The organism is Fontisphaera persica (genome assembly GCF_024832785.1).
GTDB classification, from domain to species: Bacteria; Verrucomicrobiota; Verrucomicrobiia; order Limisphaerales; family Fontisphaeraceae; genus Fontisphaera; species Fontisphaera persica.
Genome location: NZ_CP116615.1, coordinates 1,180,744 through 1,207,194, shown reverse-complemented (window position 1 = coordinate 1,207,194; position 26,451 = coordinate 1,180,744). Strand labels below are relative to the sequence as shown.

Below are 26,451 nucleotides of genomic sequence, written 5' to 3'. Positions count from 1 at the left end.
TGAACCATGCATTCACAATACACGAACCCTATGCACTCCAAATCCCTCACCCTCACCACCTGGATGAAAGTCTTGTGTTGGACTTTCATTCTGGGCCTTGGCCCCCTGGCGGTCCATGCCGCCTGGCAGCCCGCCAAGGGCCGTCTCATGACCCGCTGGGCCAAGGACGTCAGACCTGACAAGGTCCTGCCGGAATACCCGCGTCCGCAACTGGTGCGCGAACGCTGGCAAAACCTCAACGGCCTGTGGGATTATGCCATCACGGAGCGCAACGCCCCCCGCCCCACCCAATGGGACGGGCAGATTCTGGTCCCCTTCCCCATTGAATCCGCCCTCTCGGGCGTGATGAAAATGATAAATGAAAACCAGCGTCTCTGGTATCGCCGCTCCTTCCGCCTCCCCGCCGCCTGGAAAGGCCAGCGGGTCATCCTGAACTTTGGCGCAGTGGACTGGGAAGCCACCGTCTTTGTGAACGGCAAAGAAATGGGCACCCATCGCGGTGGCTACGACGCCTTCAGCTTTGATATCACCGATGCCTTGAACCCCGCCGGCGAGCAGGAAATCGTGGTGGCTGTTTGGGACCCCACCGATGCCGGCTATCAACCCCGTGGCAAACAGGTGCGCAATCCGAATGGCATCTGGTACACCCCGTGCAGCGGCATCTGGCAAACGGTCTGGCTGGAGCCGGTCGCCCCAACCCACATCCAAAAGCTGGTTATCACCCCCAATGTGGATAATGGGTCCGTGGACGTCACCGCCCAACTGGCCACCACGGGCGGCAAGGTGGCCGTCAAAGCCGTGGTATATGACGGGAAAAAAGCCGTTCGTGAAGCCACGCTTGAAATCGCCAACGCCACTCCCGGCCAGGCGGCGCCTCGCCTGACCTTGCCCGTCCCCAATGCCAAACTTTGGTCGCCGGACTCCCCTTTCCTGTACGACCTAAAAATCACGGTCACGCAAAACGGCCGCACGGTGGATACCGTGGATTCCTATTTCGGCATGCGCAAAATTTCCCTTGGCAAGGATGAGAAGGGCATCCTGCGCCTCTGCCTGAACAACAAACCGCTCTTCCAATTCGGCCCGCTGGACCAGGGCTTCTGGCCGGACGGCATCTATACGGCGCCCACGGATGAAGCCCTGCGTTATGACATTGAAATGACCCGCAAGCTCGGCTTCAACATGGCCCGCAAGCACGTGAAAATTGAACCTGCCCGGTGGTATTACTGGGCCGACAAACTGGGCTTGCTGGTCTGGCAGGACATGCCCAGCGGCGACCGCTACATTGGCAGCCGCGACCCTGACATCAAGCGCTCCCCTGAATCGGGCGCCAACTTTGAGCGCGAACTTAAGGCGATGGTGGAAGGGTTTTACAATCACCCCTCCATCGTCATTTGGGTGCCATACAACGAGGGCTGGGGCCAATGGGACACCTGCCGCATTGTGGACCTCATCAAAAGCTGGGACCCCACCCGCCTGGTCATCAACGCCAGCGGCTGGGCCGACCGCCGCTGCGGTGACATTCATGACATTCATAGCTACCCCGGCCCGGATGTGCCCCCGCTGGAGCCTAACCGCGCCGTGGTGCTGGGTGAATTTGGCGGGCTTGGGTTGCCCATCAAAGGGCACACCTGGCAGGACGAGCGCAACTGGGGCTATCGCAGCTACCAAAACATGGAGGAACTGACCGATGCGTACGTGGCGCTCATTAAACGCATGCACGCCCTGACCGGGGATCGTGGACTCGCGGCGGCCGTTTACACCCAAACGACGGATGTTGAAATTGAAGTCAACGGCCTTATGACCTATGACCGCGCCCTCGTCAAAATGGACCAGGCCGCCATCACCGCGGTGAACAAATCCGTTTATTCTCCACCAGCCCCCCGCCGGGCGGAAGGCAACAAGCTCATTCCCCCCGCCACGCCATTGGTCGCGTGTGATCCCTACTTCAGCATTTGGTCTCAGGCAGACAAACTCACCGATACCGACACCACCCACTGGACAGGTCGCCCGCATCGCCTGACCAGCCTTATCCGTGTGGACGGCAAGACCTTTCGTGTCATGGGCGCCAGCCCTGCCACCTTGCCCGCCTTGGAACAAAAAGACCTCCTGGTGCTGCCGACCCGCTCGGTTTATGTGTTTGAAGGCGCCGGCATCGAATTGACCCTTACGTTCATGACCCCGGCTTTGCCCGAAGACATAGACATTCTCTCCCGCCCGGTGACTTACGTTACCTATGATGTTCGTTCCACCGATGGGAAAACTCATGAAGTTGCGGTGTATTTTGATGCCAACGCTGAAATCACCGTCAACGAAACCCGCCAACAGGTAACCTTTTCCATGGAAGACACGGCGGCGCTGGCCGTGCTTAAAATGGGTTCCCAGGACCAACCCATCCTTGCCAAAAAAGGTGACGACCTGCGTATTGATTGGGGCTATCTCTATCTTGCGGCTCCCAAGGAAAATGTAAAAGCTTCGCGCCTTCTGCCAGCCAGCCTGGCCCGCGGGGCCTTTGCCAGCGGCGGTGAATGGCCGATGGCCAAATTGGCCGTTCCGGTGGCAGCCAGCGAGGCCCCGGTCATGGCCATGGCGCTGGAAGTGGGCAAGGTCGGCGCCCTGCCCGTCTCCCGCTGGCTCATGCTGGCCTATGACGACATTTATTCCATCCAATACATGCGCAAAAACCTGCGCCCCTACTGGCGGCGCAATGGCTGGGAAGCCAAAGACCTGCTGGAAGCCTCAGCCCGCGAGTATGCCTCTCTCAAACAGCGCTGCGCCAATTTTGATGTCGAACTGATGGCCGACCTCACCCGCGCCGGCGGCGCCAATTATGCCAAGCTCGCCGCGCTGGCTTACCGCCAATGCTTTGCCGCAGGCAAATTTGTGGCTGATGAAAATGGCCAGCCACTCCAGTTCTCCAAGGAAAATCACAGCAATGGCTGCATTGGCACTTCGGACGTGTTTTATCCCATGGCCCCGCAATTCCTGCTGTTTGGCCCATCGCTGGCCAAATCTTTCCTTGTGCCGTTCATGAATTACGCGGCCAGCGACCGCTGGAAATTTCCCTTCGCGCCCCATGACCTGGGCACCTACCCCAAGGCCAACGGCCAGGTGTACGGCGGTGGCGAGCGTTCGGAACGCGATCAAATGCCGGTGGAAGAATCAGGCAATCTGCTCATCCTCATGGCCGCCGTGGCGCAAATGGAAGGCAACGCCAATTTTGCCAGCCTTTATTGGAAACAACTCACCCAGTGGGCGGAATATCTCAAGGATAAAGGTTACGACCCCGAAAATCAGCTCTGCACGGACGACTTTGCCGGCCATCTGGCCCACAACGTCAACCTGAGCGCCAAGGCCATCATGGGGCTGGCCTCCTATGGCAAGCTGTGCGCAATGCGTGGCGATCAGGCCAAGGCCAATGAATACCTCAATCTGGCCCGTGAATTTGCCGCCCGCTGGATCAAGGAAGCCGATGACGGCGAAAAATTCCGTCTGGCCTTTGATCGGCCCGGCACCTGGAGCCAGAAATACAACCTGATTTGGGACCGCATCCTGGGCTTCAACATCTTCCCGGAAAGCGTCCTGAAAAAGGAGATGGCCTTTTACCGCAAGATTCAAAACAAGTATGGCCTGCCCCTGGACAACCGCTCCACCTACACCAAGTTGGACTGGATTACCTGGACGGCCACGCTTACCCAAAACCGCGAGGACTTTGAAGCCTTGATCAATCCCATCATGCTTTTCTTGAATGAAACCCCGGACCGCTCGCCCATGACGGACTGGTACCACACCCATAACGCGCGCAAAGTGGGATTCACCGCGCGTCCGGTGGTGGGCGGGGTGTTCGTGCAAATGCTCTATGACAAGGCGGTATGGCAAAAATATGCCGGGCGCGATAAAACCAAAGCCGCCAATTTCGCGCCCATGCCCAAGCCCCCCGTGCTGCTGACCGTGGTGCCCACCGCTCAGGACGAGGCGGTCACCTGGCGTTTCACCACCCAGCGGCCGGCAGACAACTGGATGAAGCCGGATTTCGATGACCGTAACTGGCGCGAAGGCAAAGCAGGCTTCGGCACCGCAGGCACGCCTGGATCCATCATTGGCACCGTGTGGAATACGCCCTCCATCTGGCTGCGGCGCGAATTCCAACTGCCAGAAGTCAACGTGCAGGGCATCGTCCTCAAGGCGCATCACGACGAAGATATGGAAGTCTATATCAATGGCGTGCTGGCCGCCACCGCCTCGGGATACACCACCGATTACGAGGAGTTTCCCATCAACGCCGCCGCGCTTAAAGCTCTAAAACCGGGCAGCAACGTCATTGCGGTCCGCTGCCGTCAAACCGGCGGTGGCCAGTACATTGATGTCGGCTTCTCGCGGGTAGTGGAACAGAAGTAGCCGTTGGCAGTGCATCGCGGGAGAGGCAAAACTGCCGCTGCGCCAGATTTGGCCCGGCGTGTTAGCCCCCCCAAAGTCATGACCGCGGGCGAAAGCAACGCAAACGAGCATGGTGCCGTCCAGGGCAACATAGACCTTTTTGCGTCCTTGCCTGACGGCTCAAAATAGGATAATCAAAACTAATATGTCGCTTGATCATTTGGTTCAGAAAACAAAGCAACAGTTCACCGTCAAATTCAACCAGGCGCCCCGCTGGCTGGCTGCCGCGCCTGGCCGCGTCAACGTGATTGGGGAGCACACGGACTACAACGACGGGTTTGTGCTGCCCATGGCCATTGAAAACTGCACGCTGGCCGCCGCGGCGCCGGCCTCCAACGGCGCCATGCGCCTGCGCCTTTGCAGTGGGGAAAAACCGGAGATGGTGGAAATCCCGCTCAACGGCAAGGTGGCCAGAGGCGAACCCGCCTGGGCCAATTACGTGCGCGGTGTCATTGCCGGCTTCCAGGATTTGGGCATCCAACTTCCGGCCCTCGACATTTTTATTGAAAGCGACGTGCCCCTCGGCGGTGGTCTGAGCAGCAGCGCCTCCCTGGAGGTGGCCACCGCGACCTTGCTGGAAGTCGTGACGAGCCGTCAACTCGACCCTGTGCAGAAGGCGCTGCTTTGCCAGAAAGCCGAGCATGAGTATGCCGGGATGCCCTGCGGCATCATGGATCAGTTCATTTCCGTCATGGGCAAGGCTGGGCATCTGCTCCTGCTCGACTGCCGCTCACGCCAAACCGAGCTGGTGCCCATGAACGATCCCAAACTGTCCTTCCTCATTGTCAACACCAACGTCAAACATGAACTGACCGGCGGCGGATACGCCAGACGCCGCGAGCAATGCTACGAAGCCGCCCGCGTACTGGGCGTACCCATGCTACGCGATGCCACCCTGGCCCAATTGGAGGCCGCCAAAGACCGCCTGGACCCGGTGGTGTACCGCCGCGCACGCCATGTCATTGGCGAAATTGAACGCACCACCCAGGCGGCGCGTGAAATCAAGGCAGGCAACTGGGCAGTGGTGGGCCAATTAATGTACGCCAGCCACGATTCATTGCGGGACGATTACGAAGTGAGCTGCCCGGAATTGGACACCGTCGTGGAATTGGCGCGGAATATAGGCCCATCCGGCGGCGTCATCGGTTGCCGGATGACCGGGGGTGGATTCGGCGGGTGCGCCGTGGCATTGGTGGAAGCCGCCCGGGTGGAACAACTAACCCGCCAAATCACCCAAGGCTATGTCAAACGCACCGGCATCCAGCCTTCCTGCTTCGTTTCCCGACCGGCGAATGGAGCGCGGGTGATAGCCTCCTGACAGAATGCCCCCCTGCTTCACGATTTATTGCCGGGGATGAAGCGTTGAGCCCCACGGCCCTGGCATAGGCTTGAGCGGAAACCAACCTATATCTCACCCATGCACTTTAATCCCGAGCAACACCCCCACCGGCGGCTTAACCTCCTCACCGGCGAATGGGTGCTGGTTTCCCCTCACCGCACTCAACGCCCCTGGCAGGGCCAGCAGGAAGCCCGGGTGCCTGAGCAGCGCCCCGCCTACGATCCCCAATGTTACCTGTGCCCCGGCAACCGGCGCGCGGGTGACGCCATCAATCCGGCCTATACCCATACGTTCGTCTTCCGCAACGATTTTTCCGCGCTGTTGCCGGACACCCCGCCTGCCGGGGGGATGGACCAGGGGTTGCTGCGCTGTGAACCTGTCCAGGGCGAATGCCGGGTCATCTGTTTCTCCCCCCGCCATGATCTCACGCTGCCCGAAATGGAGCTGGCCGACATCCGTCAGGTGGTTGAACTCTGGGCGGAGCAGGCCACGGAATTGGGTACACGCTATCCGTGGGTGCAAATTTTTGAAAACAAAGGCGCCATGATGGGCTGCTCCAATCCCCATCCTCATGGCCAAATCTGGGCCAGCAGTTTCCTGCCCCGACTGCCCCAACAGGAAGACGCAGCGCAACGGGACTTTGCTCAACGCGCGGGACGTCCGCTGCTGGTGGATTACTGTGCCGTTGAGCTGGCCGAGGAGCGGCGCATCATTGAAGCCAATGCCCACTGGGTATTGCTCGTGCCTTACTGGGCGGTCTGGCCCTTTGAACTGCTGCTGCTGCCGCGCCGGCATGTGTTGCGGCTGCCAGATTTGACCCCGGCAGAACGGCAGAGCCTCGCAGAAATACTCCAACGCGGCCTGTCCCGCTACGACAACCTTTTCCAAACCAGCTTCCCCTACTCCATGGGATGGCACGGCGCGCCCTTTGCCGACGGCGATTACAGCCACTGGCAGTTACATGCGCATTTCTACCCGCCCTTGTTGCGCTCGGCCACCATCAAAAAATTCATGGTGGGTTACGAAATGCTGGCCGAACCGCAACGAGATTTAACCCCCGAACAGGCGGCAGCCCGCCTGCGCGAGCAGTCGCCCGTGCATTATCGCCGCCAGTTCTAAAAAAGAGGAGGGACAGCTTCCCCGCTGTCCCTCGTGGGATACGACATGGGCCTCACTGTGGGCCCCTCCGATTACTTCAGCGTCTTCTTGAGAAATTGGAGGCCCTTGATGGCGATTTCCTCGCGGCTGGGCTCAATTTTACGCCAGATGGCTGCCGCCGCCGCAATAATCTTGACGTCCTGGGTGAAGGATTCAATGACCACCGGGCCATCGTATTTCACCGCCTTCAATGCCTTGGCGATGTCCTGCCAGTCAATGTGGTCATTGCCGGGCGTTCCGCGGTCGCTGCCGCAGGCGTGCACATGCCCCAGCAAGGCGCCGGCCTTGCGTATGGCCTGCCCTTGGAACTTCTCCTCGATGTTCATGTGGAAGGTATCCAGGTGCAGTTTCAACGCCGGGCTGCCCACTGCTTTGACCATCTTGAGGGCCTGATCCACCGTGTTGATGAAATTAGTCTCAAACCGGTTCAGCGGCTCCATGCAAATCATGACCCCCTTGCTCTGGGCGTAGCGGCACAGTTCCTTCAAATTCTTCACCACCAACTGCCACTGCGCCTTGTACTCAGCCTGCTCAAACGGACCGGTGCGGCCCACCACCGAATACACCGGGCCAATGACGCGGTTGGTACCAATGGCCACCGCCTGATCCACCAGCGCTTTCAGATAAGTCATCGCCCCCTGCTGGTCCGCTTCGCTCCCCCGAAAATCGCGCCCCGGCCCCATGCAGGCACACAGAGAACAGCACTCAATACCCGCTTTTTCGAGCTCGCGCTTGATGTGCGCCGGGTCTATGTTGGCCGGCTCGTCCACCGCAATCTCCACCGCGTCGAAGCCCCATTTTTTGAACTTCTTGAACAGTTTGGTGCTCTGATTGGTGAATGGAAACGTGTACAAAAAAGTATTGATGCCGAATTTCATAAGATTGTTGTGTGTGTTCTTCGGGTTCATGTTAAGCCATGCCCCGATTGAGTCAAAGGGAAATTGCGCTGGCACGCGCCAACAGATTCAATTCCTTGCTGCGGCGGGCCGCCCCGCGGGTTGACGGCTGCCACCGCTCGGAGTCCTGGGGAGAGAGCCTACCCCCACAACTGGCGATCCAAGTTGCGATAATTGATCGCTTCCGATACGTGATGCCACGCCAATTGCTCGGCCCCTTCCAAATCGGCAATCGTCCGCCCCACCTTCAAAATCCGGTCATAAGCCCGCGCGCTTAAATTCATTTGATTCATGGCCTGCTTCAACAGCTCCAAGGTGGCTTCGTCCAGAACGCAATGCTTCTTCAAATCACGCGATGACATCCGCGCATTGCAAGTGATGCCCCGGCCCTGAAATCGCTCAAGCTGCCGCCGCCGCGCCGCCATCACCCGCGCACGGATGGTTGCCGAAGTCTCGCCGGGACGCGCCGCCGTGATTTCCCGGAATTTGACCTGCGGCACTTCAACGTGCAAATCAATACGGTCCAACAGTGGCCCGGAGATGCGCCCCAGATAATTCTGGATTTCCCGCGGGCTGCAACGCGATTCCCCCGGCATCTTCCCATCGGGTGTGGGATTCATGGCCGCCACCAACATGAATTGCGCCGGAAAGGTCATCGTTCCGGCGGCCCGTGAAATCGTCACCCGCCCTTCCTCCATGGGCTGGCGCATGGTCTCCAGCACGCTGCGCTTGAACTCGGGCAGTTCATCCAGAAACAGCACCCCATGGTGCGCCAGGGAAATTTCCCCGGGCGTGGGGTTGATATTGCCGCCCAAAAGACCGGCATCGCTGGCTGTATGGTGGGGGTTACGAAACGGCCGCGTGGTCACCAGAGCCTGTCCCGGACGCAACAATCCCACAATGCTGTGAATCTTGGTTGTTTCCAGGGCTTCCTCCAAAGTCAGTGGCGGAAGGATGCCCGGCAGCCGTTTGGCAAGCATGGATTTGCCTGTCCCGGGCGGCCCGATGAGCAAGATGTTGTGCCCGCCCGCCGCCGCAATTTCCAGGGCGCGCTTGACCGACTCCTGTCCCTTGACGTCGGCCATGTCCAATTCCTCATCATGCGTTTGCTCAAAAAGCCTGGCCACGTCCAGTTGCACAGGCGCAATGGCCGCCTGTCCCTCAAGAAAGGAAGTCGCCTCCCGCAAATTACGGACGGGAATGACCTGCAGACCCTGCACCACGGCGGCTTCAGCGGCATTTTCCGGCGGGGTTAACAGCGCCATCTTGCCCGCCTGCCGTGCGCAAAAGGCAATCGGCAGCACTCCCTTGACTGGCCTCACTGTGCCATCCAATGCCAGCTCCCCCACCATCATGTAGGCCTCAGGCTGGGCCATCTGAATCTGGCTGCTGGCCGCCAGCATCCCCACCGCAATCGGCAAATCAAAACTGGGGCCTTCCTTTTTAATGTCGGCAGGCGCCAAATTGACCGTCACTTTGCCCAGCGAAAGCCGAAAACCTGAATTCTCCAAGGCGGTAATCACGCGGTCGCGCGACTCTTTCACGGCAGCATCGGGCAGCCCCACGATGACAATGTTCATCATGTCGCCATACCCATCATTGACCTCAACCTCAACCGGATAAGCGTCAATGCCCTGTACCGCCGCCGAAAAAACCTTGGCCAGCATGGGCGGGATAATGACGAGAGCAGGCCGCGGGGTCAAGCGTGCCTGCCTAGAATGCCTGCCAGCGCCCCCGCCAGCTCTGGCGCCTGAAAGATATAACCTGCCCGTTGCAAGGCCGCCGGCCGCACGCGCGCGCTGGCCAGGAGTAATTCATCGGCCATCTCCCCGTACAAGGCCCGCAGGAAAAACGCTGGCGCGGGCGCCCAGGCCGGACGCCGCAGCGTTCTGGCCAAAACAAGGGTGAACTCCGCATTGGTCACCGGCTGAGGTGAAACGGTGTTGACCGGACCTTGAAGCGCGGAGTTTTCCAAGGCGAAACCAATGACGCGGGCCACTTCCTCCAGTGTTATCCAGCTCCACCATTGCTTGCCACTTCCCAACCGGCCGCCCAGTCCCCACCGAAACCAGGGCAACATTTGCGCCAGGGCGCCACCATTCGCCCCCAAGACCACTCCAATCCGCAAATGCACCACGCGAATACCAGCCGCTCGGGCCGCGTCCGCCGCGGCTTCCCAAGCCTGACAGCCCCCGGCCAGAAAACCCTTGCCCGGAGGGGAGCTTTCCTCCAGCCATTCATCCCCCCGATGTCCGTAGTAACCCGTGGCGGACGCACACACCAACACCCGGGGACGAGAGCTTGCCGCCGCCATTCTTTCGGCGATTAACCGTGTCCCCTGAACCCGGCTGTTAATAATCCGGGCCTTATGAGCCTCTGTCCACCGATTTTGGCTGGCCGCATTATGTCCGGCCAAATGCACTACGGCGTCCACCCCCTCGAATACTCGGGGGTCCAACTTGCCTTGTTCTGGGTCCCATGCCGCCTCCCCTTCCCCGGGGGCACGCCGCACAAGGGGAATAATTTCGTGTCCTGCTTCGCGGAGGGCTTTTCGTGCCGCCCCTCCGATGAACCCGCTGGCTCCAGTAAGAATAATCCTCATGGGAGCCAATATAGCATTCTTTTAGGACCGGTTCTTCAACCGCTGCATCACCGCCCGGCGGGCTTGCCGCTCGTCCTCCCGACGCTTCAAATCTTCGCGCTTGTCGTACTGCACCTTCCCCTTGCCCAGGGCCAACGTGACTTTGACCCGGTTTTTCTTCCAATGAAGGTCCAGCGGAATGAGCGCATGCCCCTTCACGGCGGCATGCTGGGCGAGCTTGCGAATTTCGGATTTGTGCAACAACAATTTGCGCCGCGCTTTCGGGTCGTGATTATGGCGGTTGCCAAAAGAGTACTCGTCTATGTGGGCGTTATACAGCCAGGCCTCCCCGTTCTCAATGCGCGCAAACGCATCGCGGATTTGCCCTCTCCCCGCGCGCAATGACTTGGCCTCAGTCCCGCGCAACACCAGCCCCGCCTCAACGGTCTCGAGGATGTGGTAATCCCTGCGCGCAGTCGGATTGGTCAGGATGATGGACATAAAAAAAGCCAGAAGGCCGGCCTTCTGGCGGGATTGCCAGCCACCGGCTGGCCAGGTCAGGCTGCGGCATCAACTCTTTCGCCGCCGTCGGCCCGTACCCGTGGCGGGCGGCGTGGATGCCCCGCTGCCCACCAACACTTCCGTGGAAAGCGGCAGATCGTAACTCAGTTTGTCTTCGATGATTTCCCGCAAGGCAATATCCACCGGGCTTAAGTTGGCAGTATCAGAAACCAGCGGGCGGCTTGCCGCTCCCACGGAGTTGAGCTGCCTCACCCGCTTGGAGACCACATTGACCAAAATGTTCGGATTCTTAACCTTTTCCAAAGCCTTTTTGAAAAGTTCCAGATTCATACGCAATTATTATCCAACCAATCGAGCTTTTTAGTATGAAGCTAAAAGCCCTTGGAGGCAAACTCTTTTTTCTCTCCCTAACCCCTTGAGCCGCAACGGCTGGCTGATGCAATGGCTACGCGGCGCCCGTCGTCGGCGGAGGCGGCTTGCTCAAGGGGCGTTTCACCCCGGCCAGGCTGTCCCGCAGCATGTCCGCCCGCACAATATCCCGCTCTTCCGCGCTCAATTTCTCTGAATGCCGTTGTTGCAAATGCCCCGGCTGGGTGACCAGGAACATTTCATCCACCAAGGCCCGGTCCGTCCCCGGAAACAGCCCCAAATCCATGCCCAGCTTCAGCAAGGAAAGCAAATTCATGGTTTCCTTGGAAGAAATGCTGTGGGCATTCGCCAAAATGCCGTAGGCCCGTCCAATATGGTTGAGCACCACCTTTTGTTTCTTTTCCATGAGCACGGCCCGGGCATTTTCCTCGTGCATGATGATTTGGGCAATCACCTTCTCCAGCCGGGCCAGAATCCGGGGTTCATCCTCCCCCAACGTCATCTGGTTGGAAACCTGAAACACATTGCCCAGCGCCTCTGTGCCCTCTCCGTACAATCCCCGAACAGCCAGCCCGAGTTTGTTGACTGATTGAATGATCTGGCCAATTTGCTCATTCAATACCAGCCCCGGCAAATGCAACATGGCGCTGACGCGGATGCCCGTGCCCAAATTGGTCGGGCACGCCGTGAGGTAACCCAGCTTGCGGTCAAAGGCATAATCCAAATGTTCCTCCAGGGCGGAGTCAAAATGATCAATCATCTCCCACGCCTTCTGAAGTTGCAACCCCGGCAGCAAAGCCTGCATGCGCAGGTGATCCTCCTCGTTGATCATCACCGCAATGGTTTCATCGCGACCCAGAACCAGGCCGCTGCCCGCGCCTTTGGAGGCATGCTCGCGGCTTATCAGGTGACGTTCCACCAGTATCTGTTTTTCCAGGGCGGTCAGCTCCTCCATGGTTTCCGCAAAAGCCCCCGTCATCGAAGGCAATGACAACACAGCCGGCTGGATCATCTCCAGCGCCTGAATGCAGTCCGGTTTCTTGGCGTGATGGGGAAAAGGAATCCCCTGCAAATTACGGGCCAGCCGCACCCGGCTGGAGGAAACGATGCGATCCTGCGGCCCGCGACGGCGGGCGGATTCCGGTGCCGGACTGAGGAACTCCTGCAGCTTCATTCCTTGACCTTGCGCCCCCCTGCTTTGGCCTTCAGGCTCTTGATTTCGTCCCGCAACTGCGCGGCCAGCTCGTAATCCTCCTGCGCCACGGCCCTTTCCAGCCGTTCGTTAAGCTGCCGAATTTGCTCCGTAACATCCACCGGCGGCTGGGCTGGCCCCTGCAAACGCCGGGGCACCTTGCCCACGTGGCGCACGCCGCGGTGCATCGTGCGCAACATGTCCTCCAGCGCGGGGCCGAAAACCTGATAACACGCGGCACATCCCATGCGTCCCAGCTTCTTGAAATGAGCCTGCGTATAACCACATTGCGGACACACCAGCTCGGTGCTTGCCGCCTCCCCCACCTCATCGGCCGCCCCCAAACCCAACAGCATGTCCGCCAGCTTGAAATTGGTGGGCGCATCCACCTTGTGCTCCCTGGCGCAATCCTCGCACAGGTCCAGCTTTTGCATCTTATTACCCTCAATCTGGGTAATGTGCACCGTGGCGGGTTTCTTTTTACAAAGGCAGCAAAGCATGTCAGCCGAGTTCTAGATGGGTTCCCCCGACACCCGCGTCAGGGCATGATACCGTTGAATGAGATCGCGCGTCACCGGCCCCGGTTTGCCCTGGCCAATCACGCGCCCATCAATGCGGGTCACCGGAATGATCTCCGCTCCCGTGCCCGTCAGGAAACATTCATCCGCAATGTACAAATCATACCGGGTCAAGTTGATCTCGGAAGTGGGCAGCCCGCGCTCCCGAGCCAGATCCAGCACCGTGTTGCGCGTGATGCCGTACAAGGCGCCCGCTGAAAGGGGCGGCGTGTACAAATGCCCCTGGCGCACGATGAATATATTGTCGCCCGTGCACTCCGCCACGAACCCCTCCTGATTCAACATGATGGCTTCCTCGACCCCCGCATTGTTCGCTTCAATTTTGGCCAGAATGTTGTTCAGATAATTCAGCGACTTGATGGCTGGATTCACCGCATTCACCAGGTTGCGCGTGGTTGGCACCGTCACAATCGCCATGCCTTCTTCGTACAATTCAGGTGGATACAGTTGGATTTTGCCCGCAATGATGATGACCGACGGCCGCTTGCAGCGGTTGGGATTCAAGCCCAGCGTTCCCACCCCGCGTGTCACCACCAGCCGAATGTAGCCATCGCGGCAGTTGTTCTTGCGGCAGGTGGCCAGCACCGCCTCGGTCATCTCGGCCGGCGTCAGGGGAATGTCCAGCAAAATCGCCTTGGCCGACCAATAGAGGCGCTCGATATGCTCCTTCAATTTGAACACCCGGCCATGATAAGCCCGAATGCCCTCGAAAACCCCGTCGCCATACAACAAGCCATGATCAAAGACGCTGATCTTGGCGTCCTTCTCACTGTAATATTTCCCATCAATATAAACTTTCATGCGCAACTGACCTTGACCCTACGTCAACCCCGCGGCCCGCGCAAGCGGGAACGCATGGCCCCCTGCGGCTATGGCCTTCCCACCACAAAAAACCACTTGCACAAAACCCCCGCCATGAGGATATTTTCTGGCGACGGGTGCGCATATGGCGGAATTGGCAGACGCGCTACTTTGAGGTGGTAGTGGGGCAACCCGTGCAGGTTCAAGTCCTGCTATGCGCACCATATTTTTGTTAGGAAAGTGAGATAGTTGTTGACTTTCAGGAAAGATTCAGGAAAGATTTCTTTCATGAAAATTTCCGAAGGTTTTCCAAAGCTGCTCGAAGAGGGGGGTGTCACCGCAAAGATCTACAAGGGTGTCATCAAAGGAAAATACGACCTTTTCACGCTCGCCTATTACCAGGACGGGAGGTTCACCAAAGAGAACTTCGGCAACCTCGATGATGCCATCGCACGGGGCAAGCAGGTCGTCCGCAGTCTGAAGAGCGGCGAGTTCGACGCCACGGTGATGACCAGCCAGGACTGCAAGGCTTACCTCGCCTCCCTGGAGAACCTGAAGCCTACCGGCGTGAGCCTGGAGTCCGCCACCAAGGAGTATGCCGCCGCGTTCGCCATTCTCGGCGGCGTGCCGGTGCTCGAAGCCGCCCGCTACTACGCCAAACGCCATGAGGAGAAGATTTCACCCAAGACGGTCCAGGATGTGGTGACGGAGTTCCTGGCCGCCAAGGAAGCGGGCATGGCCACGCGCATCAAGGGCAAGGGCAAGACGGTGAGCGAGCGCTACCTGTATGACCTGCGCAAGAAGCTGGAAAAGGTGGCCGGGCATTTCAACGGGCACCTCATCAGCCTGGTGACGGCCGATGAGATCAACCGGTTCGTGCATGAGATTCGGGGTGTGAAAGGGCGCCCGACGGACAAGAAGGACGCCCCGGCCCCGAAACCGGTCAGCGGGCGGACCAAGAACAATTACTTGCAAGCCATCAACGTGCTGCTGGAGTTTGCGAAAAAGCAGAAGTATGTGCCGCGCGATTTCGCGGTCATGGATGAAGTGGACCAGGCGGAGGAGGACGAGTTCGACATCGAGATTTTCACGGCGGAAGAGATCACCAGGATTCTGGCCGCGGTGAGGCCGGAAGCGCTGCCGGCGCTGGCCCTTGGGGCGTTTGCGGGCATCCGCACGGCGGAAGTCTGCCGGCTGGACTGGGCGGAAGTGAACCTGGAAAGCAAGCTGATCGAGATCAAGAAGGGCAAGGCGAAGACGCGGTCGCGCCGGCTGGTGCCGATTGCGGACAACCTGGCGCTATTCCTGAAGGACGTGGCGCAGAAGTCCGGCCCGGTGTGGCCGCACTCGGAACCGTTGCTGTTCGATGTGATGCGGGAGGCGAGCCGGGAAAGCGGGGTGCCGTGGAAACACAACGCGCTGCGGCATTCGTTTATTTCCTACCGGGTGGCCAAGAACAAGAATGTGAACGAGGTCGCCATGGAAGCGGGGAACAGTCCGGACATGATCTTCAAGCACTACCGCGAGCTGGTGACGGAGAAAGCGGCAGATGCGTGGTTTGGGGTGACCCCGGCAGCGGTGAAGGCGGCCAGGGCGAAGCTGGATAAGGAAAAGGCTGAGGCGGCACGAAAGGCTGAGGCCGAGCGGTTGGCGAAAGTGGTGCCTTTGCCCAAGACGGCGGCGGCGTGACCCGCCTTCGCCAAGCTACGGCGGGCAGACGGTGCGCCCCGGCAGGGCTGTTGGGTGCGAACCGCACGGGCCACCAAGCACCAGCCAGCCCGGAGGGGCCACCGGCAGCCAAAGAGGAGAGCGGACGGCGAGCGCCGGAGTGGCCGTTGACGCCAGCCACCCGGCCACGAAGGCGACGGCGGACGCGGGAATCTGGGCGAAGGTGGCGGCGGACCCCGGAGAAGCCGTTGCCGCCGGGGCACAGGTGCCGAAGGGGCCGGCGACACGGAGCCAGCCGCGCCAGCCACAAAGGCGCGGGGAGCTTCCGCCATCCAACCTTTCAGGCGGAAGCGGATGGCCTGCCCGGCCATAGGGCTATGAGCAACTGACTCGTGGTTGCGCCAGCCCAACCGGCAGAGGCCAGAGAACCGTGGCCAGAGGTCAGGAAGGACGGAGAACTCCAATCGGAGAGGAAACGGGCGCAAACACACCCTAAAAGCAAAAGGAGCTGCCCATGAGGCGGAGAAACAGGAGCGATGAGGGATGGTAATAAATTTAGTTTGAACAGTTCTTGCCGATGTGTAGTCTATTGCGCGTGAGCAAGCTCACCAGAACTCTTGCGATGCTGATGCTGGCCCTGTATGGGCTGGCCTCGATGCATTGCGTCTTGGAGGGCGTGCCGGGCTTCGGTTTTCTAAAGACCTGCTGCTTCGTAGATTCGGCACCTCCAGCCTCGCAGGACTGTGAGAGCGATGAGTGCGCCGTTGAGAACGAGAATTACCGGGCTGAGGAACAGAATGCTTCCGCCCCGCAACCGCTGTTCATTCTGGCGGTTCTAAGCGTGGCCATCGAGGTGCCGTTGCCGGCGCTGGAGTGCCACGCATTCGTTGCCGGCAAACCCCCGCCAGAGCTTCCACGGGTCTGGCAATTCTCCTATCGCACGGCGCTGCCGCCGCGCGCTCCTTCCCCCCTCGCCTAAGCGGTCCCGTTCGGGTCGTTTTGGCTGACACTTCCTGTCCGGGATTCTTCTGATGGCTGCGGTGTGCCTGCACCCCGCGTTTTCCCCTGTCGGCTTTGTGGTCGGTTTGTTGTGTCCGTTTTTGTCGAGTTATGAAGAGAAAATTGATTTTGAGATGGTGTCGGTGGTCTGCCCTGGCGGTGCTGGTCGCCGGGGGCGCGCGCCTGGGATTGGCTGCCCAGGGGCCGGAGATGGTGAACACGAATGCCCTTACACTGGACGATGCGGTGCGGCTGGCGCTGGCGAGCAACCCGGAGTTGCGCGCGTCTGGCGCGCGGGTGGACGCGGCGTCCGGGCGAGCCTACCAGGCGAAGAAGTGGACCAATCCCGAGTTGGAACTGAGTGCGGAAGACTGGCCGGTGAGCAACGGCCGGGGGTTCTCGGACGCGAAGCAGACCATTGGAATCGCGCAAACGCTGCCGTATCCGGGAAAGAAGTCGCTGGATAAGCAAATCGGCGGCGCGGGGGTGAAGCTGTCGGAAGCGGAACTGGCGGTGCGCCGGACGGAGATCGTCCGGGACGTGAAGGCAGGGTTCTTCCGGGTGCTGGCGTCGGAGCGGCTGGTCGAGGTGTCCACGCAACTGGTGGCGGTGGCGGAATCATCGGCGGCCACGGCGCGGAAGCGGGTGGACGCCGGGGCGACGGCGTATCAGGAACAGTTGCGGGCGGAAGTGCAATTGGAGCAGGCGCGGACGGAGTTGAACGGGTTCCAGCGCGAGCTGGCCACGGCGCGGCAGGTGTTCGCCACGCTGCTGGGCCGGCCGGACCTGAAGGACGCCGCGCTTTCGGGGGCGCTGGCGGAAGCCCCGGACGCCGGGCTGACGGGAGCAGACGGGGATGGCTGGCTGGCGCGGCATCCGAGCGCCGCGGCGGCGCAAGCGAACCTGGACCGAGCGGAGTTGTCGTATCGGCGGGCACGGCTGGAGCCGTATCCCGACGTGAAAGTGGGGGTGGCGGGCGGGCGGATTGGGGAGACGGACCAATCCATTATTCAACTGGGATTCTCATTGCCGCTACCGCTGATTGACCGGGGCAAGGGCAAACAGCAAGAGGCGCGGGCGAATGTGAGCGTGGCAGAAGCGGAACTGCACGGGGTGCAACAGCAGTTGCAGCGGGAGTGGGCCAACGCGCAGAAGCGCTACCGCACGGCGGCCGAACAAGTAGCCCGCTACCGGGAGAAGATTCTGCCGAAGGCGGATGAGGCCCTCCGCCTCGTGCAGACGGGATTCGAGCAAGGCAAGTTCGGTTTCATTGACCTGGTGGACACGCAGCGGACAACCGCCGAAGCGCGCCTGGCCTACCAACAAAAACTGCTCGAATTGAACGTGGCCCAAGCGGAATTGGAAGCACTGCTGAGGCCGCAAGCAAACCAACATTTAACAACCAAGTAAGACTATGACTATGAAGACTCAAACGACATTGAAAAGTGCGACCCTGGCGGTCGTCGCCGCTCTGGCGGTGTTTGCGGGCTGCAAGAAGCAGGAAAGCCACAGCGAAAACGATGGCCACGACCATACCGGGCAAGAACAGGCCAAGGCTGAAGCAACTCCCAAGGGGCCCGCTGCTGCGATCGCGCAGACACCACTCAGCGGCGCCAAGTGCGCCAAGCACAATGCGCCCAAGGAACTGTGCTTCATGTGCGATGCCAGCCTGCGCGAAAAGGGCCGCCTCTGGTGCAAGGAGCACGACCGCTACGAAGATCGCTGCTGGATTTGCCATCCAGAGGCACAGGACAAGAATCGGCTGTGGTGCAAGGAGCATTCGCTCTATGAAGACGAATGTTTTCTCTGCCATCCCGAGGTGAAGAAGAAGGGCGCTTGAGCAGGGAAGAACCTCTACGGAAACGGAACATCCCATGAAATACATGATGAATCTCAAATTTGCCGTAATCACCAGCATCGCAGCCCTGGCGTTGCTCGCCGGCTGCAAGAAACAGGAAGCCGCGGGCGAAGACGATGGCCACGGTCATGCCGGGCATAAGCACGCCAAGGCCGTAGCCGCACCGCAGGGGGCTGATGGGGCAACAGCTCAAGTCCCGCTCAGCGGTGCAAAGTGCGCCGCGCACCAGGCACCCAAGGAACTGTGTTTCATCTGCGACGCGAGCCTGCGCGAGAAAGGCCGACTCTGGTGCGAGGAACACAAGCGTTACGAGGACCGGTGTTTCGAGTGCCATCCGGAGCTTCAGGACAAGAACCGGCTGTGGTGCAAGGAACATTCGCTTTACGAGGATGAATGCTCCCTCTGCCACCCGGAATTGAAGGGCAAGGGCAAGCCGGCAGCGGCGTCCGGGGCGGTGCTGATGTGCGCCGAGCATGGGGTGCCGGAAGCGGAATGCGCGGTGTGCCGGCCAGACGCCGCCGCCAAGCTGAAGCCGGGCGAGAGCCTGAAGGTGAGGCTGCCCTCGACGAACTCGACGGCGATCGTGGGCGTGCGAACGTCCGCGCCGGAAAGGGGAGCCATCGCCGACGGGATTGAATGCGTGGCGGAAGTGAGCTTCAACCAGAACAAGCTGGCGCAGATTGCCGCGCCGGTCAGCGGCATCATCCAAACGGTGGATGCGGACCTGGGCACCAAGGTGGAGGAGAAGCAGACGGTGGCCAAGATTTGGTCCGCCTCCATTGCCGAAGCGGTGGCCAAGGCGGTGTTGTCGCACCAGACGCTGGACCGGGAACGGAAGCTGAGGGCGGACCGGGTGACTTCACAGGCCGCACTGGACGAGGCGGAAGCCACGCATCGGGCGGCGTGCCAGCAACTGCGGACGCTAGGCTTCACAGAAGAGCAGATTGACGAGATGGGCCACAAGCCGCAGGAGCAGGTTTTGATGGAAGTCCGCGCGCCGTTCGCCGGTGAAATCTCGGAGCGGATGGCGGTGCGGGGCGCATTGGTGGAGGTGGGCAAGCCACTGTTCACGCTGGTGGACCATGCGACGGTGTGGGCCATGCTGCAAGTGCCGGAAGGGACCTTGGGCCGGGTGAAAGCAGGGCAGGCGGTCGAACTGCGGGTGGATTCGCTGCCGGGAAAGGTGTTCACCGGCAAGCTGACGTGGGTCAGCCCCGCAGTGGACGAGCGCACGCGCATGGCGCGGGCGCGGGCGGAGTTCGCCAATCCGGATTGCCTGCTCAAGGACAAGATGTTTGCCACGGCACGGATTCTGACGCGGAAGACGGAAGGGGCGATGCTGGTGCCGCCGTCGGCCATTCAGCACGTGGAGGGCAGGCCGTTCGTGTTTGTGAAGCTGGCGGAAGACCTGTTCGACGCGCGGGCGGTGGCGCTGGGCGCGAAGTACAACGGGCGGCTGGAAGTGCTGGCGGGCCTGAAGCCCGAGGAGCAAATCGCGGTGACCCGGGCCTTTGCCTTGAAGTCGGCCATGCTGATGTCGCGGCTGGGCGCAGGCTGCGCGGATGACTGAGGAGACTTATGCTGAACTGGATCATCAACTTTTCCCTAAGGAACCGCCTGCTGGTGTGCGTCCTGGCGGGAGTACTGGTCGTGATCGGCGCGCGGACCCTGAGCGTGCTGCCGATTGACGCCTTCCCGGACACCACGCCGGTGCAGGTGCAAATCAACACCACGGCGGCGGCGCTGAATCCGCAGGAGACCGAGGCGCAAATCACCATCCCCGTGGAATTGGCCATCAGCGGGCTGCCGGGCCTGCAGAACGTGCGGTCCATCTCGAAGTTTGGGCTGTCGCAGGTAGTGGCGACCTTCGACGACAGCATCAACATTTTCAAGGCGCGGCAACTGATCATGGAGCGGCTGCAAACGGTCGAGCTGCCGGAAGGATTGGAGCGCCCGCAGCTTGGGCCGATTGCCACCGGGCTGGGCGAGGTGTTCCATTACGTGGTGCGGTCCACGGACACGAACCGGACACTGACCGAATTGCGGGTGCTGCAAGACTGGGTGGTGAAGCCGGAATTGCGCAAGGTGCGCGGCGTGGCGGAAGTGAACACCTGGGGCGGTTTTGAAAAGCAGTTCCATGTGGTGGTGGAAACGGACCGGCTCATCAAGTACCGCCTGACGTTTGAGGAACTGGTGGAGGCGTTGCAGGCGAACAACCAGAACGTGGGGGGCGGGCAGATTGTGCGGAGCGGCGAGTCCTTGCTCGTGCATGGCGTGGGCCTGACCACGAACGTTCAGGAAATCGCCAACATTGTCATCACGAGCCACGACGGGACGCCGGTGCGGGTGCGGGACGTCGCGACGGTGAAGGAGGACCACGAGATCCGCCGGGGCGCGGTGACGGCCGATGGCCGGGGGGAAGCGGTGCTGGGACTGGGCTTTATGCTGATGGGCGAGAACAGCGCGGTGGTAACGCACGCGCTCAAGGCCAAGCTCGCGGAAGTGCAGAAGTTCCTGCCGCCGGACATTAAGCTGGAAGTGCTCTATGACCGGACGGAACTGGTGGACAACGTGATTCGCACGGTCGAACACAACCTGCTGGCTGGGGCGCTGCTAGTCATCGCCATCCTGTTCGCGTTTCTGGGCAACCTGCGGGCGGGCTTGATTGTGGCGGTGGCGATTCCGCTGTCGATGCTCTTTGCGGGCAACTTCATGTTGCAGGCGGGCATTGCGGCCAGCCTCTTGAGCCTCGGGGCGGTGGACTTCGGCCTCATCGTGGATGGGGCGGTGGTGATGGTGGAAAACGCGATGCGGCGGATGGCCATGCGCCAGCACGAGTTGGGGCGGGCGCTGACGAAGAATGAACGGGAGGAAGTGCTGCGCAGCGCGCCGCTGGAAGTGGCGCGTCCGGTGGCGTTCGGCGTGGGCATCATCCTGATTGTGTTCCTGCCGATTCTCACGTTGGAAGGGATCGAAGGGAAACTGTTCAAGCCGATGGCGCTGACTATGATTTTCGCGCTGCTGGGTTCGCTGGTGCTGTCGCTGATGCTGATGCCGGTGCTGGCGAGCCTGCTGCTGCCGCGGCAGATGAAGGAGACGGAACCCTGGTTGGTGCGGGCGGCGCGGCGATTGTATGCGCCCGTGCTGGAGCTGGCGCTGCGGTTTCGCGGCGTGGTGCTGGCGGGGGCGGTAGCCATTGCGGCCGGCGGCGCGTTCCTGGCCACGCAAATGGGCGGGGAGTTCCTGCCCAAACTGGGTGAAGGAGCGATTGTGGGGACCAGTGTGCGGCTGGCGGGGATTTCGGTGGATGAGTCGGTGGCGCAAAACGACATGATTGAGCGGCGGCTGATGGCGGAGTTCCCGGACGAGATTGAACACATCTGGACACGGCTGGGCACGGCGGAAGTGGCGACCGACCCGATGGGAGTCGAGTTGGCGGACTTCTTCCTGGCGCTCAAGCCGCGAGACGAGTGGAAGAAAGCCCGCACGCAAGCGGAGTTGACCGAGAAGATGCGCGACGTGTTGAACCAAGTGCCGGGATTGAAGCCAGCCTTCAGCCAGCCCATCGAGATGCGGCTGAACGAACTGATTGCCGGCATCCGGGGCGACATTGGGATCAAGGTTTATGGTGATGATCTGGAGGAATTGCGGCGGTTGGGCGGCGAGGTGCAATCCGTGCTGGCTGGGATTCGGGGTGCGAGCGAGGCCTCGGTCGAGCAGTTGACCGGGCAGACCTTTCTGCAAGTGCGCGTGGATGCGCAAGCCATCGCGCGCTACGGCGTGCCGACGCGCAACGTGCTGAACGTGGTGGAGGCGGTTGGCTCGCGCCGCGTGGGCGACGTGCGCGAAGGGCAGCGGCGCTTCCCGCTGGTGGTGCGGTTGCCGGACAAGCAGCGCACGGACCCGGACGCGCTGGCCACGACGCTCATCCCCACGGCGGCGGGGCCGGTGCTGCCGCTGAACCAGGTGGCGAAGATCACGGAGATGGAAGGGCCGTCCACCATCAATCGGGAGTGGGGCCGACGCCGGATCACGGTGCAGTGCAACGTGCGGGGACGGGACGTGAAGAGCTTCGTGGCAGAGGCGAAGGCGAAAATTGGCGCGCAAGTGAAGTTGCCCGAAGGCTACACCATCGAATGGGGCGGGCAGTTCGAGAACATGGAGCGGGCGAACCGGAAGCTGATGTTTGTGGTGCCGATGGCGCTGGCGCTCATCTTTGTGCTGCTGTTCTTCAGCCTGAAATCGGTGCGGGATGTGCTGATCGTGGCCACGGGGATTCCGCTGGGCGCGGTGGGCGGGGTGCTGGCGCTCTGGGTGCGGGATATGCCCTTCACGGTGAGTTCGGGAATCGGCTTCATTGCGCTGAGCGGGGTGGCGATTCTAAACGGGCTGGTGCTGGTGACATTCATCAAGCAGAAGCTGGAAGCGGGGGCGACGGCGGAACAAGCGGTGCGCGAGGGGTGTCTGGCGCGATTGCGGCCCGTGCTGATGACGGCGCTGGTGGCGGCAGTGGGTTTCATCCCGATGGCGGTGAACGTGGGCGTCGGCGGGGAAGTGCAACGACCGCTGGCGACGGTGGTCATCGGGGGGATCTTCACCAACACGCTGCTGACGCTGCTGGTGCTGCCGGCGCTGTACAGCATGTTCAAGGGCAAGAAGGGAGTGGAAGTTGAGGTCTGACCCGAGGGGAATATTCAACGAAAGAAATGCCATGAAAGAAATCAAAGCCATCATCAAGCCCTCGCGCCTGGAAGAGGTCGTCCAGGCCCTGCGTCAAATCAAAGACCTGCCGGCCATGACTGTTTCCACGGCCAACGGATTATCCGCTGAGCAAGGCACGTTCGACCAGGTGGTGAAGACCAAACTGGAAATCATGGTGCCCGATGGGTTGGTGGAACCGGTAGTGCAAGCCATCCAGAAAGCGGCGCACACCGGCCTGGCCGGGGATGGACGTATTGTCGTCATTCCTGTCGAGCAGACGGTCAAGATTCGGACGGGTGAGAAGGACAAGCATCAGTGAAGGGAATCAAGTCACATGAGCGGGCGGTGAGGGAGGCGGCCCACGAGCCGCCTCGCTGGGCGATTCCGATTGAGTTCGACGACAATTCAGTTTTTTGCGTTGTCATTGCCCTCATCTCGAACCCGACCGCTGCCCGGACGCTTTCCCCAGCACCCCAACCGCCCATTTCCGGCCGCTCCGGGAGCAACCGAAGTCGCGGCGGGTGTTGGGGGACATGTAACCGGCAAAAAATGGACCAACCATGAGAAGAAAAACGAAGACATTACAGGTGAAACGGCCGTGCTCCCGCATCGAGTTCCATGATGATCAGGCGCAAGCCATCTTCATCGGGGGAACATTCAACGACTGGAACCCCACCGCCACGCCTATGCTCGCGCTGGGCGAGGGCCGCTGGGTGAAAGCGTTGTCCCTGCCGCCGGGCCGTTACGAATACTGCCTGGTGGTGGATGGGGAATGGCGGTCGGACCCGGCGGCGGCGGAACAGACCCCCAATGTTTACGGCGGCTTCAACTCGGTGCTGGAAGTGCCGGCCCAACATGAGCAAGGCCAAAGCACCTGAAGTGGCGGCGCGCAAGGCGGCACGCGAGCGCATAGAGCGCCGGAAAAGCGTCTGGATGATCGTAGGGATCGCTCTGCTCATGGTTGGGGCGGTGGTGGCCGACATGTTTTTCATCGGGTGGCAACGGCATCAACGGCACCTCCGCCACCAGCGGAGCGAGAGCCGGACCAACCATATCCGCTCCGGTGTGCAGCCGGATGGAAGCGTGAGAACGGAAGCAAAGCCATGAGCGACTGCTGCCCGAACTGTGAGCATGGGCCGAGCGGAACGCCGGGTGATTCAAACCGGCCTTCCGGGCGTCCTCGGCCGGGCAGTGATAGGGAGACCACACTGCGCGTGACCGGCATGGACTGCGCGGATGAAGTGGCGGCCATCGAGCGCGTGTTGAAGCCGTTGGCAGGAGTTCGAGAAGTGCGGGCGAACCTGATGGGCGGCACGGTCACGGTCGCTCACGAAGCGAGTGTCAGCGAGGGGCAGCTTATCGAGGCGATTGCGAGGGCCGGGTTGAAGGCGTCGGGGATTGCGTCCGGCGGGAGCAGCCGGCCTGCGGACGCGCAACGGTCCCGGTTGATTGCGGTGGGCTTGTCCGGCGCCTTCACCGGGCTGGGATTGGTGCTGCAATGGAGCAGGCTGGGGCCGCCAGCCCTTCCTCTGGGGGCGTTTGGCATCGCCATCATTGCCGGGGGGTGGTTCATATTCCCGAAAGCCGTGGCGGCGGCGCGGCGGTTCTCGCCCGACATGAACCTGCTGATGACCGTCGCCGTGGTGGGCGCAGTGGCCATCGGCGAATGGTCGGAAGGGGCGGCGGTGACGTTTCTCTTCGCCGTGGCGGAAGTCTTGGAGGCGTTCAGCGTGGCGCGCGCCCGCCGGGCGATTCAGTCACTCATGCAACTCTCGCCGGAAACGGCGTGGCTCAAGCAGGGCGACAGTTTTAAGGAAGTCCCGGTGGGAGAAGTCAAGGTAGGCGACCTGGTGGCGGTGAAGTCCGGTTCGCGGGTTCCGTTAGATGGCGAAGTCATCGCGGGGGCCTCAGCGATAAACCAAGCGCCCATCACGGGTGAATCCATGCCGGTGGAGAAGAAAGTCGGGGATACCGTCTTCGCCGGGACGATCAACGGCGAAGGGTCGCTCGAAGTGCGGGTGACGAAGCTCAGCACCGATACCACGCTGGCCAAGATCATCCACCTGGTCGAAGAGGCGCAGTCGCAGAAAGCGCCGTCGCAGCGGTTCGTGGACGTGTTTGCCAGGTATTACACCCCGGCGGTGATGCTGCTGGCGCTGCTGGTCTTGCTGGTGCCACCCCTGCTCTTCGGCGGGACATGGGCGGTTTGGACGTATCGCGCCTTGGTCCTGCTGGTGATCGCGTGCCCTTGTGCGCTGGTCATCGCGACACCCGTTGCCATTGTCTCCGGTCTGACGGCGCTGGCGCGGCGAGGAGTGCTTATCAAGGGCGGGGCGCTCCTGGAAGCCATCGGCAAGCTCCGGGCGCTGGCCGTGGACAAGACGGGGACCATCACGGAAGGCCGCCCGCGAGTGACGAAAGTAAGTCCGATGAACGGCAGGCCGGAAGCGGAATTGGTCCGCATCGCCGCCGCCATTGACATCCACTCGACGCACCCGCTGGCGCAAGCGGTGGTGGACTACGCGCGCCAGAAGGGCATCGAGGCTCCACGCGGCGAGAACTACCAGGGAAAGACCGGGCGCGGGGCGGAAGCGGAATTGGAGGGGCATCACTACTTCGTGGGCAACCATCGGTTCACGCACGAACTGGCGGTGTGTTCGGAGGCTGTGGAACAGAAGCTGGCGGAAATCGAAGCTGACGCGCAGTCGGTGGTGGTGGTCGGGCACAAGCCGCACGCGGACTGCCCCGGCGAAGTGCTCGGCATCCTGGCGGTGGGTGACACGATACGCCCCAACGCCGCCTCTGCCATCCAGGCGCTTCACGCCGCCGGGGTGCAGAAGGTGGTCATGCTCAGCGGCGACAACCAGCGCACGGTGGACGCCATCGCGCGACAAGCCGGCATTGATGAGGCACACGGCGACCTCTTGCCGGACCAGAAGATCTCCCGCGTCCAAGTGCTGTTGGCGCAACACCGATACGTGGGCATGATTGGCGATGGGGTGAACGACGCGCCGGCGATGGCTGCCGCCAGCGTTGGCATTGCGATGGGCGCGGCGGGCACGGATACCGCGATTGAGACGGCGGACATGGCGCTGATGCAGGATGACTTGAGCCAGGTGGCGGAGGCGATCCGGCTGGGCCGCCGGACGGTGCGGGTGATTCAGGCAAACATCGGCTTCGCGCTCGGAGTGAAAGCCATTTTCCTGGTGCTGGCATTGACCGGCCATACGAGCTTGTGGCTGGCCATCCTGGCGGACACGGGAGCAACGCTGGTGGTCATTGCCAACGCGCTGAGGCTGCTGCGAGCCAACAGCGGGCCGGCGAATGTGAGTGGGGAAGACCCTCATCTTTGAAT

21 protein-coding genes and 1 tRNA gene are annotated in these 26,451 nt (G+C 61.3%); 14 read left to right on the top strand and 8 right to left on the bottom strand.

Translation table 11 applies throughout. From position 1 onward, the window contains the following. Positions 1-30: 30 nt before the first annotated feature. From NXS98_RS04220 to NXS98_RS04210, 3 genes are all read left to right on the top strand, one after another. On the top strand, positions 31-4,395 hold the full coding sequence (locus tag NXS98_RS04220) for a glutaminase domain-containing protein (protein ID WP_425499932.1): 4,365 nt from the start codon (positions 31-33) through the stop codon (positions 4,393-4,395). A 184-nt stretch (positions 4,396-4,579) separates the two neighbouring features. Continuing rightward, a complete protein-coding gene (gene galK / locus NXS98_RS04215) occupies positions 4,580-5,752 on the top strand; it encodes a galactokinase (protein WP_283847225.1) in 1,173 nt (390 codons plus the stop codon). Between the two features lie 99 nt (positions 5,753-5,851). After that, positions 5,852-6,892 (top strand): UDP-glucose--hexose-1-phosphate uridylyltransferase, encoded by a 1,041-nt coding sequence (locus tag NXS98_RS04210; protein ID WP_283847224.1) that lies wholly within the window; start codon positions 5,852-5,854, stop codon positions 6,890-6,892. A gap of 71 nt (positions 6,893-6,963) precedes the next feature. Here NXS98_RS04210 and NXS98_RS04205 read toward each other — a convergent pair whose 3' ends face one another. The 8 genes from NXS98_RS04205 to ilvE all read right to left on the bottom strand — a co-directional run bounded on the left by NXS98_RS04205 (position 6,964) and on the right by ilvE (position 13,870). Next, the gene (locus NXS98_RS04205; RefSeq protein WP_283847223.1) at positions 6,964-7,809 is read right to left on the bottom strand and encodes a sugar phosphate isomerase/epimerase family protein; all 846 of its coding nucleotides are present in this window, start codon (positions 7,807-7,809) and stop codon (positions 6,964-6,966) included. A gap of 158 nt (positions 7,810-7,967) precedes the next feature. Next, positions 7,968-9,494 (bottom strand): YifB family Mg chelatase-like AAA ATPase, encoded by a 1,527-nt coding sequence (locus tag NXS98_RS04200; protein ID WP_283847222.1) that lies wholly within the window; start codon positions 9,492-9,494, stop codon positions 7,968-7,970. Positions 9,495-9,526: 32 nt separating this feature from the next. Next, complete coding sequence (locus tag NXS98_RS04195; protein WP_283847221.1) at positions 9,527-10,429, bottom strand: TIGR01777 family oxidoreductase; 903 nt, start codon at positions 10,427-10,429, stop codon at positions 9,527-9,529. A 21-nt stretch (positions 10,430-10,450) separates the two neighbouring features. Then, positions 10,451-10,909, bottom strand: coding sequence for an SsrA-binding protein SmpB (smpB, locus tag NXS98_RS04190; RefSeq protein ID WP_283847220.1), 459 nt, complete (start codon positions 10,907-10,909; stop codon positions 10,451-10,453). A 69-nt stretch (positions 10,910-10,978) separates the two neighbouring features. Continuing rightward, a complete protein-coding gene (locus NXS98_RS04185) occupies positions 10,979-11,260 on the bottom strand; it encodes a DNA-directed RNA polymerase subunit omega (RefSeq protein ID WP_283847219.1) in 282 nt (93 codons plus the stop codon). 115 nt (positions 11,261-11,375) lie between these two features. Further along, positions 11,376-12,473 carry a protein arginine kinase gene (locus NXS98_RS04180; RefSeq protein WP_283847218.1) on the bottom strand — a complete coding sequence of 366 codons (1,098 nt, stop codon included), beginning with the start codon at positions 12,471-12,473 and terminating at the stop codon, positions 11,376-11,378. Further along, the gene (locus NXS98_RS04175) at positions 12,470-12,925 is read right to left on the bottom strand and encodes a UvrB/UvrC motif-containing protein (RefSeq protein ID WP_283847217.1); all 456 of its coding nucleotides are present in this window, start codon (positions 12,923-12,925) and stop codon (positions 12,470-12,472) included. The genes NXS98_RS04180 and NXS98_RS04175 overlap by 4 nt, the downstream gene beginning before the upstream one ends. Before the next feature lie 78 nt (positions 12,926-13,003). Then, on the bottom strand, positions 13,004-13,870 hold the full coding sequence (ilvE, locus tag NXS98_RS04170) for a branched-chain-amino-acid transaminase (RefSeq protein ID WP_283847215.1): 867 nt from the start codon (positions 13,868-13,870) through the stop codon (positions 13,004-13,006). A gap of 139 nt (positions 13,871-14,009) precedes the next feature. Between ilvE and NXS98_RS04165 the strand changes: the two genes are divergently transcribed. From NXS98_RS04165 to NXS98_RS04115, 11 genes are all read left to right on the top strand, one after another. Continuing rightward, positions 14,010-14,094, top strand: a tRNA-Leu gene (locus NXS98_RS04165). Positions 14,095-14,158: 64 nt separating this feature from the next. Then, positions 14,159-15,559, top strand: coding sequence for a tyrosine-type recombinase/integrase (locus NXS98_RS04160; RefSeq protein ID WP_283847214.1), 1,401 nt, complete (start codon positions 14,159-14,161; stop codon positions 15,557-15,559). A 601-nt stretch (positions 15,560-16,160) separates the two neighbouring features. Further along, on the top strand, positions 16,161-16,517 hold the full coding sequence (locus NXS98_RS04155) for a hypothetical protein (RefSeq protein ID WP_283847213.1): 357 nt from the start codon (positions 16,161-16,163) through the stop codon (positions 16,515-16,517). Positions 16,518-16,648: 131 nt separating this feature from the next. Then, positions 16,649-17,947 carry a TolC family protein gene (locus tag NXS98_RS04150; RefSeq protein WP_283847212.1) on the top strand — a complete coding sequence of 433 codons (1,299 nt, stop codon included), beginning with the start codon at positions 16,649-16,651 and terminating at the stop codon, positions 17,945-17,947. A 10-nt stretch (positions 17,948-17,957) separates the two neighbouring features. After that, complete coding sequence (locus NXS98_RS04145) at positions 17,958-18,377, top strand: hypothetical protein (RefSeq protein ID WP_283847211.1); 420 nt, start codon at positions 17,958-17,960, stop codon at positions 18,375-18,377. Positions 18,378-18,420: 43 nt separating this feature from the next. Then, the gene (locus NXS98_RS04140) at positions 18,421-19,965 is read left to right on the top strand and encodes an efflux RND transporter periplasmic adaptor subunit (RefSeq protein WP_283847210.1); all 1,545 of its coding nucleotides are present in this window, start codon (positions 18,421-18,423) and stop codon (positions 19,963-19,965) included. An 8-nt stretch (positions 19,966-19,973) separates the two neighbouring features. Further along, on the top strand, positions 19,974-23,075 hold the full coding sequence (locus NXS98_RS04135; protein WP_343214130.1) for an efflux RND transporter permease subunit: 3,102 nt from the start codon (positions 19,974-19,976) through the stop codon (positions 23,073-23,075). A gap of 31 nt (positions 23,076-23,106) precedes the next feature. Next, on the top strand, positions 23,107-23,415 hold the full coding sequence (locus NXS98_RS04130) for a P-II family nitrogen regulator (protein WP_283847209.1): 309 nt from the start codon (positions 23,107-23,109) through the stop codon (positions 23,413-23,415). A 241-nt stretch (positions 23,416-23,656) separates the two neighbouring features. Further along, positions 23,657-23,974 (top strand): isoamylase early set domain-containing protein, encoded by a 318-nt coding sequence (locus NXS98_RS04125; RefSeq protein WP_283847208.1) that lies wholly within the window; start codon positions 23,657-23,659, stop codon positions 23,972-23,974. Next, positions 23,952-24,203 (top strand): hypothetical protein, encoded by a 252-nt coding sequence (locus NXS98_RS04120; protein ID WP_283848202.1) that lies wholly within the window; start codon positions 23,952-23,954, stop codon positions 24,201-24,203. The genes NXS98_RS04125 and NXS98_RS04120 overlap by 23 nt, the downstream gene beginning before the upstream one ends. Before the next feature lie 116 nt (positions 24,204-24,319). After that, entirely contained in the window at positions 24,320-26,449 is a 2,130-nt protein-coding gene (locus NXS98_RS04115) for a heavy metal translocating P-type ATPase (RefSeq protein ID WP_425499931.1), read from the top strand. The last annotated feature ends 2 nt before the right edge of the window (positions 26,450-26,451 follow it).

Excerpts from the sequence above, each read along its gene's own strand:
- NXS98_RS04145 (WP_283847211.1), top strand. The coding sequence starts at position 17,958 with ATGAAGACTCAAACGACATTGAAAAGTGCGACCCTGGCGGTCGTCGCC.
- NXS98_RS04160 (WP_283847214.1), top strand. The coding sequence starts at position 14,159 with ATGAAAATTTCCGAAGGTTTTCCAAAGCTGCTCGAAGAGGGGGGTGTC.
- NXS98_RS04115 (WP_425499931.1), top strand. The coding sequence starts at position 24,320 with ATGGACTGCGCGGATGAAGTGGCGGCCATCGAGCGCGTGTTGAAGCCG.
- NXS98_RS04185 (WP_283847219.1), bottom strand. The coding sequence starts at position 11,260 with ATGAATCTGGAACTTTTCAAAAAGGCTTTGGAAAAGGTTAAGAATCCG.
- NXS98_RS04205 (WP_283847223.1), bottom strand. The coding sequence starts at position 7,809 with ATGAAATTCGGCATCAATACTTTTTTGTACACGTTTCCATTCACCAAT.
- smpB (WP_283847220.1), bottom strand. The coding sequence starts at position 10,909 with ATGTCCATCATCCTGACCAATCCGACTGCGCGCAGGGATTACCACATC.
- galK (WP_283847225.1), top strand. The coding sequence starts at position 4,580 with ATGTCGCTTGATCATTTGGTTCAGAAAACAAAGCAACAGTTCACCGTC.
- NXS98_RS04180 (WP_283847218.1), bottom strand. The coding sequence starts at position 12,473 with ATGAAGCTGCAGGAGTTCCTCAGTCCGGCACCGGAATCCGCCCGCCGT.
- NXS98_RS04150 (WP_283847212.1), top strand. The coding sequence starts at position 16,649 with ATGAAGAGAAAATTGATTTTGAGATGGTGTCGGTGGTCTGCCCTGGCG.
- NXS98_RS04125 (WP_283847208.1), top strand. The coding sequence starts at position 23,657 with ATGAGAAGAAAAACGAAGACATTACAGGTGAAACGGCCGTGCTCCCGC.
- NXS98_RS04175 (WP_283847217.1), bottom strand. The coding sequence starts at position 12,925 with ATGCAAAAGCTGGACCTGTGCGAGGATTGCGCCAGGGAGCACAAGGTG.
- NXS98_RS04130 (WP_283847209.1), top strand. The coding sequence starts at position 23,107 with ATGAAAGAAATCAAAGCCATCATCAAGCCCTCGCGCCTGGAAGAGGTC.
- NXS98_RS04140 (WP_283847210.1), top strand. The coding sequence starts at position 18,421 with ATGATGAATCTCAAATTTGCCGTAATCACCAGCATCGCAGCCCTGGCG.
- NXS98_RS04120 (WP_283848202.1), top strand. The coding sequence starts at position 23,952 with ATGAGCAAGGCCAAAGCACCTGAAGTGGCGGCGCGCAAGGCGGCACGC.
- NXS98_RS04195 (WP_283847221.1), bottom strand. The coding sequence starts at position 10,429 with ATGAGGATTATTCTTACTGGAGCCAGCGGGTTCATCGGAGGGGCGGCA.
- NXS98_RS04220 (WP_425499932.1), top strand. The coding sequence starts at position 31 with ATGCACTCCAAATCCCTCACCCTCACCACCTGGATGAAAGTCTTGTGT.
- ilvE (WP_283847215.1), bottom strand. The coding sequence starts at position 13,870 with ATGAAAGTTTATATTGATGGGAAATATTACAGTGAGAAGGACGCCAAG.
- NXS98_RS04210 (WP_283847224.1), top strand. The coding sequence starts at position 5,852 with ATGCACTTTAATCCCGAGCAACACCCCCACCGGCGGCTTAACCTCCTC.
- NXS98_RS04155 (WP_283847213.1), top strand. The coding sequence starts at position 16,161 with ATGCTGATGCTGGCCCTGTATGGGCTGGCCTCGATGCATTGCGTCTTG.
- NXS98_RS04135 (WP_343214130.1), top strand. The coding sequence starts at position 19,974 with ATGCTGAACTGGATCATCAACTTTTCCCTAAGGAACCGCCTGCTGGTG.
- NXS98_RS04200 (WP_283847222.1), bottom strand. The coding sequence starts at position 9,494 with ATGCTGGCCAAGGTTTTTTCGGCGGCGGTACAGGGCATTGACGCTTAT.